This is a genomic window from Seonamhaeicola sp. ABD4_340, assembly GCF_056312135.1.
This window is the reverse complement of sequence record NZ_CM149981.1, coordinates 93,136-112,963: the sequence shown is the minus strand read 5'-3', so window position 1 is coordinate 112,963 and position 19,828 is coordinate 93,136. Positions and strand designations below refer to the sequence as shown.

Here is a 19,828-nt window from a genome sequence, read left to right as displayed (position 1 = left end):
CCGCATAAGCCGATATAGCTCAGCTGGCTAGAGCAGCTGATTTGTAATCAGCAGGTCGTGGGTTCGAGTCCCTCTATCGGCTCAAAAAAATAAAGCGCTTCTTAAATGAGGCGTTTTTTTTATGTAGTAATTAGTGTAATATTGTTTTTATTGCTATAAAATAAAAAAATCCTTTCAGTTTTAAATTGAAAGGATTTTTTATGTTAAATAATTTTTGTGACTATTTGGTCTCTTTTGCTTTTATATCTTCAATAAATTGATTTAACGCTTTACCATATTTTGAAAGTTTTACCTCAGGGGTTAAAGATTTGTTTATGGTATCTAAAAAATTAAGTTTAGCATTGTAAATTTCGGTTAAAGCTAAATAAGGCGCAACTTCACTATCTTTATTATTTATAGCAAAATTTACAGTGTATAAATATTTGCGTTTTATAGTGTTCTTGTATTGTTTTTCAATGTCATTAAGTTTAGCTGTATCACCAGTTTTTTGAGCTTCAAAATTTTCTTTAATTAATTCTAAATTTTTATTGTTTAATTTAGCTATAACTTTTAAGTATTCTTCTAATGTTTTTTGTTGCTCGCTACCATTTATTTTAGCATCAAAAGCAAAATTTTTAAGCGTTGTATTTATTTCGGTAATACCTTTATCAGCAAAAAATGTAATTCTGTCTTCTTCTTTACTATTTTTATCTAAATACAAATAGAAAACTTCAGGAGATTCTAAATCACTATAAAGTTCAAATTCAGAATTACCGTTTACTACAATAGAATCTACAGTAACAATTAACGTGTCTTCGGCTTTTTTCAAATAAACAGTGCCTTTTTTTAATCCTTTAATATTGGTTTTAACTACTAAATCATGTTTTTCTTTTCCGCAAGCAATTGCAAAAAGAATAATAAATAATAATGCTATTTTTTTCATTCAGAAATTTATTTTGTGGGCAAATATATTTTAAAATATTATTTAAGTGGTATTACGGAGACACTATTTCCATTAAGTTGGCACAAAATAGTGCCGAAAATGTACCAATTGCATACCCAACAACAGCTAATAAAACCCCAACAGTTGCTAATGATGGATGAAACGCAGCTGCTACAACAGGTGCCGAGGCTGCACCGCCAACGTTGGCTTTACTACCAACGGCTAAAAAGAAATAAGGTGCTTTTATAATTTTAGCAACGGTTATTAAAAGCATAACGTGTATAGACATCCAAATTAACCCAACTAAAATAAGACCTGGGTTTTCAAAAACTGATGCTAAATTCATTTTCATACCAATACTAGCCACTAATATGTAAATGAAAATACTACCTAGCTTACCGGCACCTGCTCCTTCATATTTTTTTGCTTTTGTAAAAGATAGAGCAATACCTATAATAGTAGCAATTGTTATCATCCAAAAAAATGTAGAAGTGAATGAAGCTAATGCTGAAGTTTTATCATTAAAAACTTCAAAATTATTTAATAAATAGGTTGAAATATTATTGGCGCCTAAATGCGAAACACCTACAGCAAAAAAAGCTATGCCTAGCATAATAATGTAATCTGTTAAGTTAGGTGTTTTCATTACGCTTTTTTCGTAATTAATTACTTTTTGTTTAAGAGCCTCAATGGCTGAATTATCGGCTTTAAGCCACCTGTCTATTTTGTCTTTTTTACCAATACCAAAAAGTAAAACAGCCATCCATATTTGCGCAACAACAATGTCTATTAAAATCATGCTACCGTATTTTTCAGGGTTGAATTTAAAAATTTCATACATGGCGGTTTGGTTGGCGCCACCACCAATCCAGCTACCTGCAACGGTTGATAAACCTCGCCATACGGCATCTGGACCTACACCACCAACTGTTTCTGGACTAAAAATAGATACTAATAAAATTGCAATTGGGCCACCAATAATAATGCCTACGGTACCTGTAAAAAACATTATTAAAGCCTTAGGGCCTAAATTAAATACAGATTTTAAATCTAAACTAAGTGTCATTAAAACAATAGCTGCGGGTAATAAATAATTTTTTGCAATGGTGTAAATTTCAGAATTTTTAGGTGATATAATATGTAAAGAATTTAAAATTGCAGGTAATAAGTAGCACATTAATAGCGCAGGAACAATACTGTAAAATTTAGCCCAAAAACCTGTTTTTTTTGATGATGTAAAAAAAACAATGGCTAGCATTAGCATTAAAAGGCCAAAAACAATGGTATCATTAGTAAACAGCGGTGAGCTTTTCATATTAATTTGAAGTTTTTAATAAAGGAGCACAATATAATTAAAATAAAATTTGAATGATTTTTAGTTTGGCACGAACATTGTTATATAAAAAGTAAATACATTCAATTATTAAAAGTTTATTGAGTGGTACTTTAAACTTAGTAATTGTAATTCATATTTTTGGTTGGTTAGTTAGTAAAAAGCATCTTGTAAAAGATGCTTTTTTGTTTTTAATGGCTTTTGTGAAAATATTTAATGCTGCTTTTTGTCGATGAAATGCATGATTTTGACTTTAAATGTTAAAAAAATAAGCGTTTTGTCGATTTTATATGTTTTTAAACGTTGTAATTCAAATCTAATACTATCTTTGAGGTGTACTAAATAACATACTTTTTAGTTCAATGGATTAATTAATTAATATTTGCATTATGTCGTTGATATAGATTCCCTAAATCTACTTCGTAATAAAAAAGCAAATTAAGAAAGAACCGGGTTTGAGGGAACTCGGTTTTTTTGTTTTTAAACTTTTCTGGTTACAATTTTAATTATATTAGCTGCTAATGACACTTATTAAATACATAATTATAATTTTTAGTTTAAATTGTTGTTTTGCACAATTACCAGATGGTTTTGTGTATGTAGATGAAGTTGTAGCAGATTTAGATGTTGAATTAAGATATTTTTCAAAAAACAATTTTATTGGTAAACCTATAAGCGGTTATAATACAAACAGGCTTATTTTAACAAAAGAGGCAGCAAATGCTTTAAAAAAGGTTCAAGACTATTTACAAAGTAAAAATTTATGTTTAATGGTGTTTGATGGTTATAGACCACAAACAGCTGTTAATCATTTTGTAAATTGGGCTAGAAATTTAAATGATACTTTAAATAAAAAACAATTTTACCCAAGCGTAAAGAAACGCTATCTTTTTAATGAAGGTTATATTGCATCAAAATCTGGTCATAGCCGCGGTAGTACTGTTGATGTAACTATTACAGATGGAAATACAGGAGTGCCATTAGATATGGGAAGTCACTTTGATTTTTTTGGCAAACAATCTTGGGTTAATTACAGTAATATTACACCAAAGCAAAAGGAAAATAGGCAATTACTACAAAACGTAATGGCTAAATTTGGTTTTAGAGGTTACTCAAAAGAGTGGTGGCATTTTACTTTAAGGAATGAGCCTTTTCCTAAAACGTATTTTAGTTTTCCAATAGAATAACAACTTATTTACTTTTTTGTAATTGCTGTGCTCGTATTTGTTTAATTGTAAGGGTGCTTCCGTCATGGCTCCATCCTGGTGGGCCAAATATGTACATGAATTTATGATACCAATTAGAACTTTTTTTGGTGTCTTTCCAAATGTCTTTGTATTCATGTGTTAATATTACAAGCGGATTATAAGAGTTTGGCGGTTTAGTAACACCATATTCAATATCTATATTTTCATCAAGCGCTTTCCAAGTGCCAAAAATTTTATCAAAAATATTTAAAAAACCGCCATGGTTTTTATCCATATATTCTAAGTTTTTTGCATGATGAACTTGGTGCATGGTATGTGTGTTAAAAATTTTTTCAACTATACCAAGTTTTGGAATATATACAGAGTGCAACTGAAATTGCCATAGAGCTTCAATACCTAAACAAACCACAACCATTTCTGGTGGAAAACCTATTGCCGGAAGCCACATATAAAATAATGGCTTATATAAAATGGTAAACCAACCATTACGTACAGCGGTACCTAAGTTGAAATTTTCTGAAGAATGATGCACAATGTGAGCAGCCCATAAAAACCTTACCATGTGGTTTTGCCTGTGAAACCAATAATAAGTAAAATCATCTAAAAACTGGCAAGCTATCCAAACGTACCAAGCATACCCAAAAGATTCATAACCTAATATATTGGTTCTAACTCCGTTAACAATGGGGTTGCATAGTTCATACAAATAATTAAAAATAACAATGGCCGAAATGGTTTTAATTAAAGGCGCTAAAATAACAGAGCCAATACCCATAAAAAGGCTTGAGCCTAAGTCTTTCCAATTATAAAGTTTATGTTTGTGTGCTTTGCTATATGTAAGTTCAACTAAAATAAGGCCTAAAAAACAAGGTACGCCGTAAACTAGCGGGTTTGTAAAATCCATTAAAAAAAGTAGTGTATATTAGTAAATCTGTTTTTATTAGGGTGTTTGGTAATATAAACAGATTTTTTAAAGTATAACTACAAATGCTAGCTTTTTATATAAATTTGGCCATTTTATTTCGTTTGCTTTCTGGTAAAGCAGTGTTTGTTATAGCTAAATTCACCAATTTTTTATCTTTATTTTTTTGATATAATAGTTTGAAAAATTGTGCTGTTGTTAAACTGTTTTTTGATGTTTCAACTAGCTCAAACGTGTCTCCAGCTTGTACACTACCTTCCTGTAAAACACGCATATATGTTCCTGGTAAACCACGGTTTATAAATTGCATTAAAACATCTTGTGAACCAAATTTAACACCAAATTTAAAACAAGGTTCTCTTGGTTGCGTTACTTGTACTAAAGCATTACCAATTTTATAAATATTGCCTATTATAAGTGTTTTTTCGTTTAAACCTTCTACGGTTAAGTTTTCACCAAACATACCCCAGTTCCAATCTAAATTTGGGTATAGGTTTTTCCAATAATCATATTCTTCAGCAGAAAACAAATAACAAGCTTTAAACGTGCCGCCATGGTGCTTGCGGTCTGTTACTTCATCATTCTCAACATCAGTTTTTCCTAAGTAAATAGGACTACCAGTTGGTTTTTTGTAAATGCCTGTGGTTATTTCTTTATCATTCCAAATAATAGTTGTTGGTTTTGCAATGTTGGTGGCTATAATTTTCATGATGAATATTTAATAGATATTAGCTTTTAGACGAAAATAGTATTAAACATTACAAAGTACAGTATTTTAAACAGACTAATTTTCTTTGTAGGGGCAGTTTTCAAAATATTTTTGAAGATTGAAATTTCTATCTGTAAAGGTATCGTGCAATAATTTAAAATGTTTAATTCTATCAATTCTAAAAGCTCTATAATCATTACGTAAATAACACCAAGCAATTAAAATCCATTTATTATTGAAAGAGTAAAAGGCGTAAGGTTCTATTTTTCTGAAGCTAATATTTGTATCGTTGGCCTTTTGGTAGTTAATTTCAACATAATTTAAATTAGTAATAGCTAATTGAAAATCAGAAAGTGCGTTGCTAGAAATGTTTTCAAAATCGAAATCAAAAACACGAATATTACGATCTAAAATTTCGCTCTTTTTTTGAATTGAAGATCTAAAAACCGATTTTATTTTTGTTAATGCCTCCTGAAAGTCTTTTGTAAATTGGGCATCTTTAGTTTGGCTCACTAAATGTTGAGCGGTAATTAATGCGTTGGCTTCTTTTTCAGTAAATTGTACGGGCGCAATTTGGTAACCTTCCATTAATGAATAGCCCCGGCCTTCAATAGTTGTAACGGGCACGCCAGCTTCTTCAAGTTTTCTCATATCTCTGTAAATTGTGCGAACGCTTACGTTGTATTTACTGGCCAATTCTGGCGCGGTTAGTAAGCGTTTAGACCGTAAAAGTGTTAAAATTGATATGAGTCTTGCTAATTGAGACATGCTAACAAAAATAATAGGGTTGTTTGGTGTTTATCAAATTAAAGTTAAAATTTTAATTTATGAAAGAAAGCGAATTGTTAAATCAATTCGCCTTCTATTCGTTTGCTTGATTGATGCTTTTTTTTAAATTACTGAAGGCATAAACAATTTAATTCCAAGAATGGAAAGCTACTCTGTTACCTTCGCTATCAATAAATTGCGCAATAAATCCATCTTCACCAATAGCAGTTTTAGGCATAACTATTTTACCACCAGCACTTTCAACTTTATTTAACGGTACGCTTAAATCATCACCACCGTTAAGGTAAATTGTAGCGCCTTGGTTTGATGGTGTTTGGTTTTCAGCTTCAATAATAGCGCCACCAACACTATCTTTATCACCATGCGAAAATACACCATATTTTGTGTTTTGTTCAGGCATGTGATGATCTTTAATTTCAGCATTTGTTACCGTAGCATAAAATTGTTTTGCGCGCTCGTAATTTGTTACAGGAATTTCAAACCAGTTAATTGCATGTTTCATGTTGTTTTTTGATTTTTAAATTAAACTTACATGCAAATTTAATAGGCTTAATGCCGTTATGTGTCAGGGGTTTATTTTGTTTTGAAGTTTTAATTAAAAAACCACCCTGAAATAACAAAGTGGTTTTTAAAAATACGTTTATAGAAATAATGTTTAATGAGGCTTGTAAATGGCACCAGTTGCAAAATCTACAATTGTACCGGGTAAAAACAGAACAATATCTGCAATTAAAGCAACAACTCTAACATCACGTTGTGGTTGCCCAGGAGCTGGTTTTGTTTTTTGGTGTGAATTTATGGGGCCGCCTAAAATGGTGGCACAATTTGTAACTGTTAATGATAAACAAATTACTACTATAATTTTTGCTATTTTTTTCATTAGTTTAATGATTTATGATTTTTTAATATAAAAAAACCACTTTGCAAAAGCAAAATGGTTTTGTAAACTTTAACACTTAAAGTTGTATTAAGTGCTGTAATAAAGAGGTTATTTAATCATATTATAACTACGCTTAATAAAGTTTGTTAAAGCTTCGCCTTTAAGTAAACCTTGAGATAAACGTGCCAAATCTAAACTTTGGTTTATTAAACGTTCTTTATCTTCTTTAGCTTCGGTATTTAAAATATCGCTAATTAAATCGTGGTTTGTATTAACAACCAAATTGTACATTTCTGGCATATTACCAAACATGTTCATGCCGCCACCGCCGGTAGCTTGCATTTCTTTCATGCGGCGCATAAACTCTGGTTGTGTAATAATAAATGGGTTGGCGCTGCTATCCATAGCTTCTAACTGAATAGTGAATTTTTCAGAAGGAATAACGTCTTTTAAAAGTTCATCTAGCGTTTTCTTTTGGTCTTCATCTAATTTAGAAATGGTGTTGTCATCTTTCTTAATTAAATTATCAATATGATCACCATCAACACGCGCAAAAGATATGTTTTCTTTTGAAGTTTCTAATTTCTGAATTAAATGTGAAACTATAGGAGAATCTAACAACAATACTTCGTATCCTTTAGCTTTAGCAGACTCAATGTAGCTGTGTTGCGCATCTTTATCTGAAGCGTAAAGAATAACTAACTTGTTGTCTTTATCAGTTTGGTTTGCTTTTATTTTGTTGAATAATTCTTCGTAAGTGTAATACGTACCATCAACGGTTGGGTAAAGCGCAAAAGCATCAGCTTTTTCAAAGAATTTTTCTTCAGAAAGCATACCGTATTCAATAACCACTTTAATATCGTTCCATTTTGCTTCAAAATCTTCACGATTACTATTGAATAATGATTTTAATTTATCAGCAACTTTTCTGGTAATGTATGATGAAATCTTTTTTACAGCACCATCGGCTTGTAAGTAAGAACGTGATACGTTTAATGGAATGTCTGGAGAATCAATAACACCACGTAACATGGTTAAAAATTCTGGTACAATACCTTCAACATTATCGGTTACAAAAACCTGATTTTGGTACAGCTGAATTCTATCTTTTTGAATATTCATGTCTTGTCCCATTTTAGGGAAATACAGAATACCAGTTAAGTTAAAAGGATAATCTACATTTAAATGTATGTTGAATAACGGCTCCTCAAATTGCATTGGGTACAATTCGCGGTAAAAGTTTTTATAATCGTCTTCTTTTAAATCTGTAGGCTGTTTTGTCCACGCTGGGTCTGGGTTGTTAATAATGTCATCAACCGTAATTTGTCTGTGTGGCTCTTTGGTTTCTTTGCCGTCTTTATCAGTAATAGTTGCAGGTTCATGCTCAGGGTCATTAATTTCCTTAGTTCCAAATTTAATTGGCACAGGCATAAACTTGTTGTACTTGTTTAATAGCTCACGAATACGTGGTTCTTCTAGAAATTCTGTAGAATCTTCAGCAATATGAAGAATAATTTCTGTACCTCTTTCGGTTTTATCATGTGGCTCAAGCGTAAACTCTGGCGATCCATCACAAGTCCAATGAGCAGCAGGTTCATCTTTAAAAGATTTGGTTATAATTTCAACCTTTTCAGCAACCATAAATGCAGAGTAGAATCCTAATCCAAAATGACCAATAATACCAGAATCTTTAGCAGAATCTTTGTATTTGTCTAAAAACTCTTCAGCACCAGAAAACGCTACTTGGTTTATGTATTTTTCAACCTCTTCCGCAGTCATACCTAAACCTTGGTCTATAATATGAAGTTTTTTAGCGTCTTTATCTACTTTAATTTCAATTTTAGGATTGCCATATTCTACTTTGGCTTCACCAATGTTTGTTAAATGTTTAAGTTTTAAAGTAGCATCAGTGGCATTACTAATTAACTCACGTAAAAATATTTCGTGGTCACTGTACAAGAATTTCTTAATTAACGGAAAAATATTTTCTACCGAAACATTAATACTTCCTTTTGTCATGATAAATTGTGTATTTATTATTCCCGCGTAGCGGAAACCTAGTTAATTTAATAGTTTATTTATGTGTTTGAAGTAGACAAAAAAAATACCAAGACATAAAAAGTGACAAACTGACACAATTTTTTCTTTAAAGAAATTGAAAAACAAAGTCTAAAATTTAAAAAGTTGTAATTTGAATTTTATATTTTGTAATTTGTAATAAGAAAAACTAAACAAAGTCTTTTAATGTTGAAGTAAAAGGCCAAATAAAATAGATATTAACATGTATAATTCAAAAATAATAGGTCTTGGTAAGTATGTACCCAATCATGTGGTTACAAATGATGATTTGTCTAAAATGATGGATACCAATGACGCATGGATACAAGAACGCACAGGAATAAAAGAACGCCGTTGGGTAAAAAAGGGTAGTGGAGACACCACTGCAACCATGGGTGTTAAAGCTGCTAAAATAGCTATTGAACGCGCAGGAATTGATAAAGACGATATTGATTTTATAATTTTTGCAACCTTAAGTCCTGATATGTATTTTCCGGGTCCGGGTGTGCAAGTACAGCACGCTTTAAATATAAAAACCGTTGGGGCTTTAGATGTTAGAAACCAATGCTCTGGGTTTGTGTATGCCATATCTGTAGCCGATAATTTTATAAAAACGGGCATGTATAAAAACATACTGGTTATAGGTAGTGAGTTACATTCTTATGGCTTAGATAAAACTACCCGCGGACGTAGTGTTAGTGTTATTTTTGGTGATGGTGCTGGTGCAGCTGTATTAACACGCGAGGAAAATACACAAAAAGGTATTCTATCTACCCACTTGCATAGCCAAGGCGAACATGCCGAAGAATTGGTTTTAGTAGCTCCAGGTATGGGAAAACGTTGGGTTAATGATATTTTAGATGATAACGACCCTAATGATGAAAGTTATTTTCCGCACATGAATGGGCAGTTTGTATTTAAAAACGCCGTTGTACGTTTTAGCGAAGTAATTATGGAAGGTTTAATGAAAAATAATTTACAAAAAGAAGCTATAGACATGCTTATACCACACCAAGCTAATTTGCGTATTGCACAATTTATACAAAAGAAGTTTGGTTTAAATGATAATCAGGTATTTAATAATATTCAAAAATACGGTAACACAACTGCAGCATCTATACCCATTGCTTTAACCGAAGCTTGGGAAGAAGGTAAAATTAAAGAAGGTAATACGGTGGTTTTAGCTGCCTTTGGTAGTGGCTTTACTTGGGGCAGTGTAATAATAAAATGGTAAAAATAAACCCTGAAACTTAATGTTTCAGGGTTTAAACTAGCTATTAATCAACTCAACTAACACTCTGTTGAAGAATCTATTACCTTAGACGTAAAACCTATTGCTTTATTGCATAGCATTATATTATTTAACTTTTTTTAACATAAAAGAGAAAAAACCCGAAACCTAAATTTCGAGTTTTTCCTATTTATACCCACCTGTTATACGAAGTAATAAAATATTGTATAAGACGACTAACTCTAAATAATTATATTTTTTTCGTAATTGGTTAGACAGTATATAGCACTTAACGTAAAGCTATGTGTTTTATTGTGTGTTAGTTAAAAAAAATAAAACAAAACCCCAAAGTTTATAAAACCTTGGGGTTTCTTTTAATAGCCTTACGTAACACTAACCATCAATTTTATTATGCAGGCTATTAATATTTTAATTTTTTACAGGAAACCGCCACCGCCAGATTTAACATTGTCATCTCTTTTTTTACGCGCTTTAGCACGGTATTTTCCGCCGCCAAAGCGGTAGCTTAAACTTATGTTCCATGTGTTGCTTTCCCAATTAAATTCGCCATTTTGTACAAAAGGTCTTTCTCCATCAAAAGCAAAACGTTGGGTATCAAAAATATCATTTAAGTTAAATGCAAATGTAGCTTTGTTGTTTTCTAAGAAACTGTAACGCATGCCTAAGTTTACAAAGTACATAGGTTTAACGTCAAATTGTATGTTTTTGTTTTTTCCGCGGTAAAAGCCAAACGCTGTAAAGGTTAAGTTTTTACTTAAACTAAAATTGTTAAACATTCTAAAATTCCAAGCTACGTTGTCTACTTCGGTTACTTGTGTTTCAATATCGGCAATGGTAGCGTTTTCAATAAGCACGCCATCAACTATATTTTCGGCAATACCTTTTTGAGTTTGCGAGTATAAATCAAAACTACTATTAATAAACCACCATTTTGTTGCTCTGTAGTTTGTTGAAAGTTCTAAACCAAAAGCAGAGGTGTCATCAAAATTATCGTGAGTTAAAATAACACGACCAGATGTTACATCACTTCTATCAATAAACAAAGCGCGGTTAATTTCATTAGAAATAGCTCTGTAAAAAACACCTGCAGTAACACTACCTTTGCGGTTGTTTAAGTTACGTGTATAATTAACTTCAGTAGAGTTTGTAAATTGTGGCACTAATGCCTGATTACCAAATGATGAAATTAGTGGCGTACTCCATTCTTTTATTGGATTAACTTGCCCAATGCCTGGTCTGTCTACACGTCGGCTATAGCTAAATTGATATGAGTTTTTTTCTGAAGCTTCATAGGTTATAAAAACCGATGGGTACAATTCAAAATAATCATTATCAAAAGGTATGTTTGTTATGTTGTTTGTTGTAACATCTTGTTGTACGGCTAAGGTTTCTACATTTACATTTTCAGCTCTTACACCAATTTGGTATGTCCATTTATTAATTTTTTTGTTGAAATTAACATAAGCCGAGTAAATATCACGTGTATAATCAAAATTAGTGCTTGGTGTTGGTATTAGTGATCCGGTTTGGTCATAAGAATCGCCTGTTGAGGCGTAGCTAATATCAGTATTAAATAAACGCGCTTCTAGGCCAACTTCAAGTTTTGCAGTTTCAGATAACGGATTTACATAATCTAAATTTACCGTAGTACGTTTTCTGTCTGTTTCATTAAAATCTGTATAATCTCTTAACGGACCTAAAATTTGATTGAAAAACACAGGGTTTTCGCCATCGTAAGTGTTGTAATCTACTTCTAATTCAATATTTTCACCTTCTTTAGCTAAATCTAGTTTATAGTTAAAATTGTATTGTTCTGAAGTGTTTTCGCCAATATTTGTGAAAATTTGGTTTTGATTAAAAGCTTCATTATCAATGAAATTAACAAGTGTTTTTCCAATTGTACTATTGTCTGTAATGTTTTGGTTTGTAAAAACAGAAATGGTATTTTTTTCATTTAAATAAAAATCTAAACCCACTTTAAATTGATGATTTTTTCGAGAATCTAAAAATGAAAAGTTTTGAAACGAGTTGTTTTCTGGTCTGATAACTTCACCAAGGTTTCTGTTTTTTGAAATATTATTACTGTAACTACCAAAAACATTGAATTTTCCGTTGCGGTAATTCATATTTAGAGCACTGTTAAATTTGGCTTCTTTTTCGTGTGTAACACCAACATTTAAATTACCATTAAAACCAACCATGGTATTTTTGTGTAACACAATATTAATAATGCCACTCATGCCTTCAGGATTATATTTAGCTGAAGGATTTGTAATTAACTCAATAGATTTAATGGCTGTTGACGGAATTTGTTTTAACAATTGCGCTGTTGGTATGTTTGATAATTTACCATCTACCATTACGCGTACGTTTTGGTTACCACGCATGCTAATATCGCCTGTTTGAGCATCAACATTTACCGATGGAATACCCACCATTAATTGAGATGCGGTACCGGTTGCAGCTAGGTCTTTACCTATAGTTATAACTTTTCTATCTACTTTTTGTTGTATGGTGGAGTTTTCTGCAATAACGGTAACAGCTTCTAAGCTTTCGGCTTCTTCTTCTAAAAAAATATCACCTAAATTTACATTGTAATTACCTTTGCCAATAGTAACGTTTTTTGTGTATGTTTTGTAGCCAATGTATTGAATGCTAACAACTACATTACCTTCAACAATTTTATCAATTTTAAATGTTCCGTCGTCTAAAGTAATACCGCCAGTAATGGTTTGGTTATTACTATTTTTAATAATAACGTTTACATAAGGTAAGGGTTGTTTTAAAGTTGCGTCTAATACAGTACCAATGATAGAACCTTTTTTATCGGCGCTTTTTGTAGGGTCTGTATGTGCATTTGCTATTAGAGAAAGCAAAAAAATGCACATAAAAAATGCATGTTTCATTTTGTTGTTTTTTGATTGATTTAGATTGATTTGATACCAAAGAGACGTAAGAACTCACATAATGTTACTGCATTTATAAAAAAAAACAGAAAATACTATTTATTTAGAATGTATTTAAATAAAAAAACTTTATATGAATAAGAAAACATTGGTTTTAGGAGCCTCATTAAAACCTAACAGATACTCAAATATTGCTGTTGAAAAATTAACTGTTAATAACTTTGAAACCCTTGCGTTTGGTTTACGTAAAGGCCAAATTAATGGCGTTGAAATTGATACAGAATTGCAAGACTACAAAAATGTACACACGGTAACATTGTACTTAAACCCAATGCGCCAAAAAGAATATTATAATTATATAGTGGGTTTAAAGCCTGAACGTGTCATTTTTAATCCTGGAACCGAAAATCCGGAGTTTTATACTATTCTAAAAGAAAATAATATTGGTTATGAAGTTGCTTGTACTTTAGTGTTGCTTTCTACCAATCAATATTAAACCTAAAAAGGTAAGTAGGCCATTAATAATTAAAATTTCAAAACCTATTTGATAACCGTTTAATAAACTTACAGAATACTTATTTATAAAGTATGAAATAAGCGGAGCAATAATAGCTACTACCCATACATATTTATCTTTTATTTGAATTTTAGTAAAAATACCTAAAGCGAATAAACCTAAAAGTGGCCCATAGGTGTAACCTGCAGCTTTAAATAATTCCCAAATAACCGATACATCTTTAAAAATTGCATCAAAACAAATAATTACAATAACTAGTACAATGCTAATTAAAATGTGTACGCGTTTTCTAATTTTTTTCTGGGTGTTATTAGGTTTTTTATCAATTTCAATAATATCAATACAAAATGATGTTGTTAGTGATGTTAAAGCAGAATCTGCGCTAGAATATGCTGCAGCTACCAAACCAAGAATAAATAATGAAGATGTTAAAATACCAATTTCAGGTAGCATAGCTATGGTTGGAAACAATTCATCTTTCTTAGCCGTTATGCCATGAGCATTGGCATATTCAGAAAGCATTAAGCCTAAAACTAAAAATAAAATATTCACAAAAATTAAAACTATACTAAAAGAAATCATGTTTTTTTGAGCTTCTTTTAAGTTTTTACAAGTCAGGTTTTTTTGCATCATATCTTGGTCTAAACCAGTCATGGTTATGGTAATAAACATGCCCGATAAAAAACTTTTTATAAAATATTGGGCATCATTAACATTATTAAAAAAGAAAACTTTACTCATTGCGTTGTTTTTTACGCTAGTATAAATTTCAGAAACACTATTCAAATTTAAGGCCGATGCTAAAAAGAATATAGTAACCACAACCGAAATTAACATGAAAAGTGTTTGTAAAGTATCAGTAAAAATAATGGTTTTAATACCGCCTTTAAATGTGTAAAGCCAAATTAAAATAACGGTTATTATTACTGTAAATGCAAACGGAATATTAAATTGATTAAAAACTAAAAGCTGAAGTACTTTTGCTACCAAAAATAACCTAAAAGATGCGCCAACAACCCGAGAAACTAAAAAGGCTACAGAACCTGTTTTGTAACTTACAGTACCAAACCTATCTTTTAAATAGGTGTAAATTGATGTTAAATTAAGCTTGTAATAAATAGGAAGCAGTACATAAGCAATAACAATGTATCCAAATAAATAGCCAAAAACTACTTGCAAATACCCAAATTGTTTGGTTTCAACAGCACCAGGAACTGATATAAACGTAACGCCTGATAATGAGGCTCCAATCATGCCAAAAGCCACTAAATACCATGGTGCAGATTTGTTTGCTTTAAAAAAGGCATCATTACTATCTTCTTTTCCTGTAAAATAAGATATAAGTATAAGTACTACAAAATAGCCGGCAATAAGATATAGAATTTGAGCTGCAGTCATGTTTTTAAAAATAAATAAGTGGCAAAATACAAATAACAATCCATAAGTTAAATCTAAAATTGTAAATTCGCAGCCATGGAATTTTCTTCAAAAATACTTGAACGTGCCGTGAACGAAGTATCACAATTACCAGGTATTGGCAAACGTACAGCGTTGCGTTTGGTGTTACATTTATTACGCCAACCCAAAGAGCAAACCCAAGCGTTAACTGAGGCTTTGCAAACTATGCGTAATGATATAAAATTTTGCACATCATGCCATAATATTAGTGATAATACGTTGTGCGAAATATGTTCAGCAAATAACAGAAATTCTGAAATTGTTTGTGTTGTTGAAGATATAAGAGATGTTATGGCTATTGAAAATACCAGTTCTTTTAAAGGGTTATATCATGTTTTAGGAGGAAAAATTTCACCTATGGATGGTATTGGGCCGCATGATTTAAATATTGAAACGTTGGTAAATAAAGTTAAGGAAGGTAAAATAAAAGAATTAATATTTGCGTTAAGTTCAACCATGGAAGGAGATACAACTAACTTTTATATATACAAACAAATACAAGATTATAATGTGGTAACATCAACCATAGCACGAGGAATTTCAGTAGGCGATGAATTAGAATATGCCGATGAAATTACCTTGGGCAGAAGTATTGTTAATAGAATTCCTTTTGAAACTTCATTAAAATCGTAATCTCTCAATATTGAAACTTTCTGTAGTAATACTGAATTATAATGTTAGGTACTTTTTAGAGCTTTGTTTGAAAAGTGTACAAGCCGCTACTAAAACCATTGATGCTGAAATTATAGTAGTTGATAATAACTCTGATGATACCAGTTGTAACATGGTTAAATCAATTTTTCCTGACGTAAAGCTTATTGAAAATAATAAAAATTTTGGTTTTTCAAAAGGTAATAATATAGGTGTTAAACAAGCAAAGGGAGAGTATGTGTGTGTGTTAAACCCAGATACAGTGGTGCCTGAAAATGTTTTTATAAAATTGTTAGATTTTGCAGAAAACACTAAAAATTTAGGAGCAGTTGGCTGTAAGTTAATTAATGGTGTTGGTACTTTTTTACCTGAGAGTAAGCGTAATTTGCCTTTGGTAAAAGTAGCTTATAAAAAAATGATTGGTAATGCCAAACAATATTATGCAAACCATATAAATGAAAATGATATTGGTAAAGTGCCCGTACTTGTTGGTGCATTTATGTTTTTAAAACGTAGTGTTTATGATAGTATTGGTGGTTTTGATGAAGATTACTTTATGTATGGCGAAGACATAGATTTATCTTACAAGCTTACAAACGCAGGTTATAAAAATTATTATTATGGTAAAGTAAGTGTTGTTCATTTTAAAGGAGAAAGTACCTTAAAAGATAAATTATATGCAAAAAGGTTTTATGATGCTATGCAAATATTTTATAAGAAGCATTTTAAGCAAAACATTTTGTTTGATACTTTTGTGTGGTTAGGTGTTAAAATAGCTTATGTTTTAAGAGGAACCCCTAAAATAACTCAAAAAAAAGTTAAAAGGTACGTATTGTTTTCAAATTGCAATCATACTAAATTAAGTAAAGTATTAAACAAAAAAACTATATTAAAGACAGGTATAACACAGTTTCAAAAGGCCGATGAAATAGTGTTAGATGCAAACCACTTAAGTTACCAGGAAATAATAGCAATCATGGAAGCGTACAATAACCAAAACTTAACGTTCAAAATATTACCAGGAAAATCAAATTTTATTTTGGGGAGTAATAGTCCGCTTTGTAGAGGTGAGGTTATTCAGTTTTAGTTTAATTTATTGTTGAATTTTTAAATAAATCGGCTATTTTTCATTAATTTTGCAAACAGAAAATAGAAAACAACTATTACATTAAACATATGGCAAAGTTTGAGCTTAAATTACCTAAAATGGGAGAAAGTGTTGCTGAGGCAACAATTACATCGTGGTTAAAAGAAGTAGGTGAAACTATTGAGATGGATGAACCCATAGTAGAAATAGCAACAGACAAAGTAGATAGTGAAGTACCAAGTGAGGTAGATGGTGTTTTGGTTGAACGCTTTTTTAATGCAGATGATGTAGTGCAAGTTGGGCAAGTAATTGCTGTAATTGAAACTGAAGGTAGTTTGCCTGAAACAGCAAGTGCTAATACAGATGAAACCGTTGAGGTAGCTCCTGAGCAAGCCGCTGTTCAAATTGAACAAAACATTGTTGCTGCTAAAGAAACTGTTGCGCCTGTAGTATCAAATGCAGATAGATTTTATTCGCCATTAGTAAAAAATATAGCAAAGCAAGAAGGTATTTCACAACAAGAATTAGACGCTATTGCAGGAACAGGTAAAGACGGTAGAGTTACCAAAAATGATATTTTAAATTATATTGAGAATAAAGGAAATACAGAAAGCAAAACATCTGCACCTGTAGTTAATGAAACAAAAGCTGTAGCTCCTAAAAAAGAAGAAAAACCTGTTGAAAAATCTTCAAAAGAAATAGTTGTTTCAAGTGGTGAAGATGAAATTATAGAAATGACGCGTATGGGTAAACTCATTGCGCATCACATGAAAGAATCTATACAAACATCGGCTCACGTACAAAGTTTTATAGAAGCCGATGTAACAAACATTTGGAACTGGCGAAATAAAAATAAAGATGCGTTTCAAAAGCGTGAAGGCGAAAAATTAACGTTTACACCCATTTTTATGGAGGCTGTAGCCAAAGCGGTTAAGGAGTATCCAATGATGAATATTTCTGTGCAAGGCGATAGTAAAATCATTAAAAAGAAGCATATAAATTTAGGTATGGCCACCGCATTACCCGACGGTAATTTAATAGTACCAGTTATAAAAAACGCCGACCAGTTAAACCTTGTTGGAATGGCTAAAAAAGTAAATAGTTTAGCAAACAAAGCAAGAGTAAATAAGTTAAGTCCTGATGATATTCAAGACGGCACCTACACAGTAACAAACGTAGGGTCTTTTGGAAGTATTATGGGAACACCAATAATAAACCAACCCCAAGTTGGTATATTAGCATTGGGTGCTATTAGAAAAGTTCCTGCGGTTATTGAAACGCCTGAAGGCGATTTTATAGGTATTCGCTATAAAATGTTTTTATCGCATTCTTATGATCATCGTGTAGTAAATGGCGCATTAGGAGGTATGTTTGTAAAAGCTGTAAAAGATTATTTAGAAGCTTGGGACACTAACAGAGAAATATAGATATAAAAATAAACTTACAAAACCCAACTGCTTATGTGGTTGGGTTTTTCTATTTTTGTAAAAAACTACTTGTAATGAGAAACATTAAACTAATTGGTTGTCTAATTTTTACTTATACATCGATGGTTTTTTCTCAAGTTAAACAAGACACTATTTATGTGAACATTAATGAAGATTTAATCAGTAAAGAAAAGTTTCAATTAAAATTCAAACAAGGATTATATGATAGTTTTTTATTTAATTCAGATACATTAGTATGTTATACTTTAAAATCAAAGTATAACTTTGGAGTATTAAAGAATTCAACTAAGAATCAACTTTTTAAACTACTATCACAAAGGCATTCTATTGATACAACAAAAACTTTAGTTATTCATTATTTAGATTCATTAAGAAATAGGAATGCTTTTTCAAAAAGAAATAAAGTAATTTATTATAATGATAAACAAGAAGAGGTTGAAATGCCTAAGCATGGAGATAAAGTAACTGTTAAAAGTTTATATAACACTGTAAGTGCAGTTACTCATAAACATTTCACCAAATACAAAAGCTTTTTAATTAATCAACGAAAATGCTCTAGATATCATAATAAAATAGGTAAAGGAAAAGTGTTAGTCTTACATTTTTACAATAAAAAAGATACTCATCCAGATGTGTTAAAAAAAAACAGGTGGTATAAAGATTATGGTCAAATTTTTAAAAGAATTTTTTTTAGAAATAACGAAAAATTTAGTTACGTTATAATTCATCCAAATGGAGATTTTTTTGTTGATTATTCTACAACTTATCAATATGAATGTATGTTTAGTTATTCTGATTTAATTTTGAAAAAAAACTGGAATAAACATAAAAAAATATTTTTATCCAACCTTGATAAATAATAACTTCAATAAAGCAAAATGCAATTAAACCTAACAAAACCCATTTGTTTTTTCGATTTAGAAACCACAGGAATTAATATTTCAAAAGATAGAATTGTTGAAATATCCATATTAAAAGTGTTTCCTAACGGAAAAGAAGACACCAAAACATGGTTGGTAAACCCAGAAATGAATATACCAAAAGAGGTAACAGCCATTCATGGTATTTCAAATGAAGATGTTGCAGATAAACCAACCTTTAAAGAATTGGCCAAAGAAATTTATAACCTTATAAAAGATTCAGATTTAGGCGGATTCAATTCAAACAGGTTTGATATTCCGTTACTTGCCGAAGAAATGTTGAGAGCAGATATAGATTTTGATATGAAAAACCGTTTGGCCATTGATGTGCAAACCATTTTTCATAAAATGGAACAACGTACATTAAGTGCAGCATACAAATTCTATTGCGATAAAAACTTAGATGGTGCTCACAGTGCCGAAGCTGATACTAAAGCCACATACGAAGTATTAAAAGCTCAAATTGAAAGATATCAAGAGGTTGAAAATAACACCAAATTTTTAGCCGAGTTTAGCTCTAGAAAACAATTTGCAGATTTTGCAGGTTTTATAGTATTTAATAAAGATGGTGAAGAATGTTTCTCATTTGGTAAACATAAAGGAAAAAAAGTAGTAGATGTTTTAGCTGAAGAACCAGGATATTTTGGTTGGTTATTAAATGCAGATTTTCCATTATACACCAAAAAAGTATTAACAAATATAAAGTTAAGAGGCTTTAATAATAAGTTGTTTTAATAACTTTTTAATACATTAATTGTCTAATTAATT

Annotated in this window: 18 protein-coding genes and 1 tRNA gene; 9 read left to right on the top strand and 10 right to left on the bottom strand. The window is 31.0% G+C overall.

Annotated elements, in window-relative coordinates; genetic code table 11:
- Nucleotides 1-8 precede the first annotated feature (8 nt).
- Nucleotides 9-82 (top strand) — tRNA-Thr (locus tag ACYX4H_RS00545).
- Between the two features lie 138 nt (nucleotides 83-220).
- Here the strand turns inward: ACYX4H_RS00545 and ACYX4H_RS00540 are convergent.
- Complete coding sequence (locus ACYX4H_RS00540; protein ID WP_476237298.1) at nucleotides 221-922, bottom strand: DUF4369 domain-containing protein; 702 nt, start codon at nucleotides 920-922, stop codon at nucleotides 221-223.
- A 52-nt stretch (nucleotides 923-974) separates the two neighbouring features.
- Nucleotides 975-2,237, bottom strand: coding sequence for a DUF819 family protein (locus ACYX4H_RS00535; protein WP_476237297.1), 1,263 nt, complete (start codon nucleotides 2,235-2,237; stop codon nucleotides 975-977).
- 539 nt (nucleotides 2,238-2,776) lie between these two features.
- Here ACYX4H_RS00535 and ACYX4H_RS00530 point away from each other — a divergent pair.
- Nucleotides 2,777-3,442, top strand: a complete 666-nt coding sequence (locus ACYX4H_RS00530) for a M15 family metallopeptidase (protein ID WP_476237296.1) — start codon at nucleotides 2,777-2,779, stop codon at nucleotides 3,440-3,442.
- A gap of 4 nt (nucleotides 3,443-3,446) precedes the next feature.
- On the opposite strand, the gene ACYX4H_RS00525 is transcribed toward ACYX4H_RS00530, so the two are convergent.
- The 6 genes from ACYX4H_RS00525 to htpG all read right to left on the bottom strand — a co-directional run bounded on the left by ACYX4H_RS00525 (nucleotide 3,447) and on the right by htpG (nucleotide 8,782).
- The gene (locus ACYX4H_RS00525) at nucleotides 3,447-4,367 is read right to left on the bottom strand and encodes a sterol desaturase family protein (protein ID WP_475296849.1); all 921 of its coding nucleotides are present in this window, start codon (nucleotides 4,365-4,367) and stop codon (nucleotides 3,447-3,449) included.
- 94 nt (nucleotides 4,368-4,461) lie between these two features.
- Complete coding sequence (locus ACYX4H_RS00520) at nucleotides 4,462-5,094, bottom strand: MOSC domain-containing protein (protein WP_476237295.1); 633 nt, start codon at nucleotides 5,092-5,094, stop codon at nucleotides 4,462-4,464.
- 75 nt (nucleotides 5,095-5,169) lie between these two features.
- A complete protein-coding gene (locus tag ACYX4H_RS00515) occupies nucleotides 5,170-5,862 on the bottom strand; it encodes a helix-turn-helix transcriptional regulator (protein WP_476237293.1) in 693 nt (230 codons plus the stop codon).
- A 148-nt stretch (nucleotides 5,863-6,010) separates the two neighbouring features.
- Entirely contained in the window at nucleotides 6,011-6,385 is a 375-nt protein-coding gene (locus ACYX4H_RS00510; protein WP_476237292.1) for a VOC family protein, read from the bottom strand.
- Nucleotides 6,386-6,538: 153 nt separating this feature from the next.
- On the bottom strand, nucleotides 6,539-6,763 hold the full coding sequence (locus ACYX4H_RS00505; RefSeq protein ID WP_476237291.1) for a hypothetical protein: 225 nt from the start codon (nucleotides 6,761-6,763) through the stop codon (nucleotides 6,539-6,541).
- Nucleotides 6,764-6,871: 108 nt separating this feature from the next.
- A complete protein-coding gene (htpG, locus tag ACYX4H_RS00500) occupies nucleotides 6,872-8,782 on the bottom strand; it encodes a molecular chaperone HtpG (RefSeq protein WP_476237290.1) in 1,911 nt (636 codons plus the stop codon).
- Nucleotides 8,783-9,044: 262 nt separating this feature from the next.
- On the opposite strand from htpG, the gene ACYX4H_RS00495 reads away from it, so the two are divergent.
- Nucleotides 9,045-10,055, top strand: a complete 1,011-nt coding sequence (locus ACYX4H_RS00495) for a 3-oxoacyl-ACP synthase III family protein (RefSeq protein ID WP_476237289.1) — start codon at nucleotides 9,045-9,047, stop codon at nucleotides 10,053-10,055.
- A gap of 434 nt (nucleotides 10,056-10,489) precedes the next feature.
- Here ACYX4H_RS00495 and ACYX4H_RS00490 read toward each other — a convergent pair whose 3' ends face one another.
- Complete coding sequence (locus ACYX4H_RS00490; protein ID WP_476237288.1) at nucleotides 10,490-12,979, bottom strand: TonB-dependent receptor; 2,490 nt, start codon at nucleotides 12,977-12,979, stop codon at nucleotides 10,490-10,492.
- A gap of 133 nt (nucleotides 12,980-13,112) precedes the next feature.
- Here ACYX4H_RS00490 and ACYX4H_RS00485 point away from each other — a divergent pair, with 133 nt between their 5' ends.
- Nucleotides 13,113-13,475: a CoA-binding protein gene (locus ACYX4H_RS00485; RefSeq protein WP_476237287.1), complete on the top strand. Its 363-nt coding sequence runs from the start codon at nucleotides 13,113-13,115 to the stop codon at nucleotides 13,473-13,475.
- Here the strand turns inward: ACYX4H_RS00485 and ACYX4H_RS00480 are convergent.
- Complete coding sequence (locus ACYX4H_RS00480) at nucleotides 13,446-14,894, bottom strand: sodium:solute symporter (RefSeq protein ID WP_476237286.1); 1,449 nt, start codon at nucleotides 14,892-14,894, stop codon at nucleotides 13,446-13,448. The two genes, ACYX4H_RS00485 and ACYX4H_RS00480, sit on opposite strands and share 30 nt — an antisense overlap.
- A gap of 75 nt (nucleotides 14,895-14,969) precedes the next feature.
- Between ACYX4H_RS00480 and recR the strand changes: the two genes are divergently transcribed.
- From recR to ACYX4H_RS00455, 5 genes are all read left to right on the top strand, one after another.
- Complete coding sequence (gene recR / locus ACYX4H_RS00475; protein WP_475296839.1) at nucleotides 14,970-15,587, top strand: recombination mediator RecR; 618 nt, start codon at nucleotides 14,970-14,972, stop codon at nucleotides 15,585-15,587.
- A 10-nt stretch (nucleotides 15,588-15,597) separates the two neighbouring features.
- Nucleotides 15,598-16,692 carry a glycosyltransferase family 2 protein gene (locus ACYX4H_RS00470; protein WP_476237285.1) on the top strand — a complete coding sequence of 365 codons (1,095 nt, stop codon included), beginning with the start codon at nucleotides 15,598-15,600 and terminating at the stop codon, nucleotides 16,690-16,692.
- Between the two features lie 89 nt (nucleotides 16,693-16,781).
- Nucleotides 16,782-18,119, top strand: a complete 1,338-nt coding sequence (locus tag ACYX4H_RS00465; protein ID WP_476237284.1) for a dihydrolipoamide acetyltransferase family protein — start codon at nucleotides 16,782-16,784, stop codon at nucleotides 18,117-18,119.
- A gap of 74 nt (nucleotides 18,120-18,193) precedes the next feature.
- Nucleotides 18,194-19,000 (top strand): hypothetical protein, encoded by an 807-nt coding sequence (locus ACYX4H_RS00460; protein WP_476237283.1) that lies wholly within the window; start codon nucleotides 18,194-18,196, stop codon nucleotides 18,998-19,000.
- 18 nt (nucleotides 19,001-19,018) lie between these two features.
- Nucleotides 19,019-19,795 carry an exonuclease domain-containing protein gene (locus ACYX4H_RS00455; RefSeq protein WP_476237282.1) on the top strand — a complete coding sequence of 259 codons (777 nt, stop codon included), beginning with the start codon at nucleotides 19,019-19,021 and terminating at the stop codon, nucleotides 19,793-19,795.
- The last annotated feature ends 33 nt before the right edge of the window (nucleotides 19,796-19,828 follow it).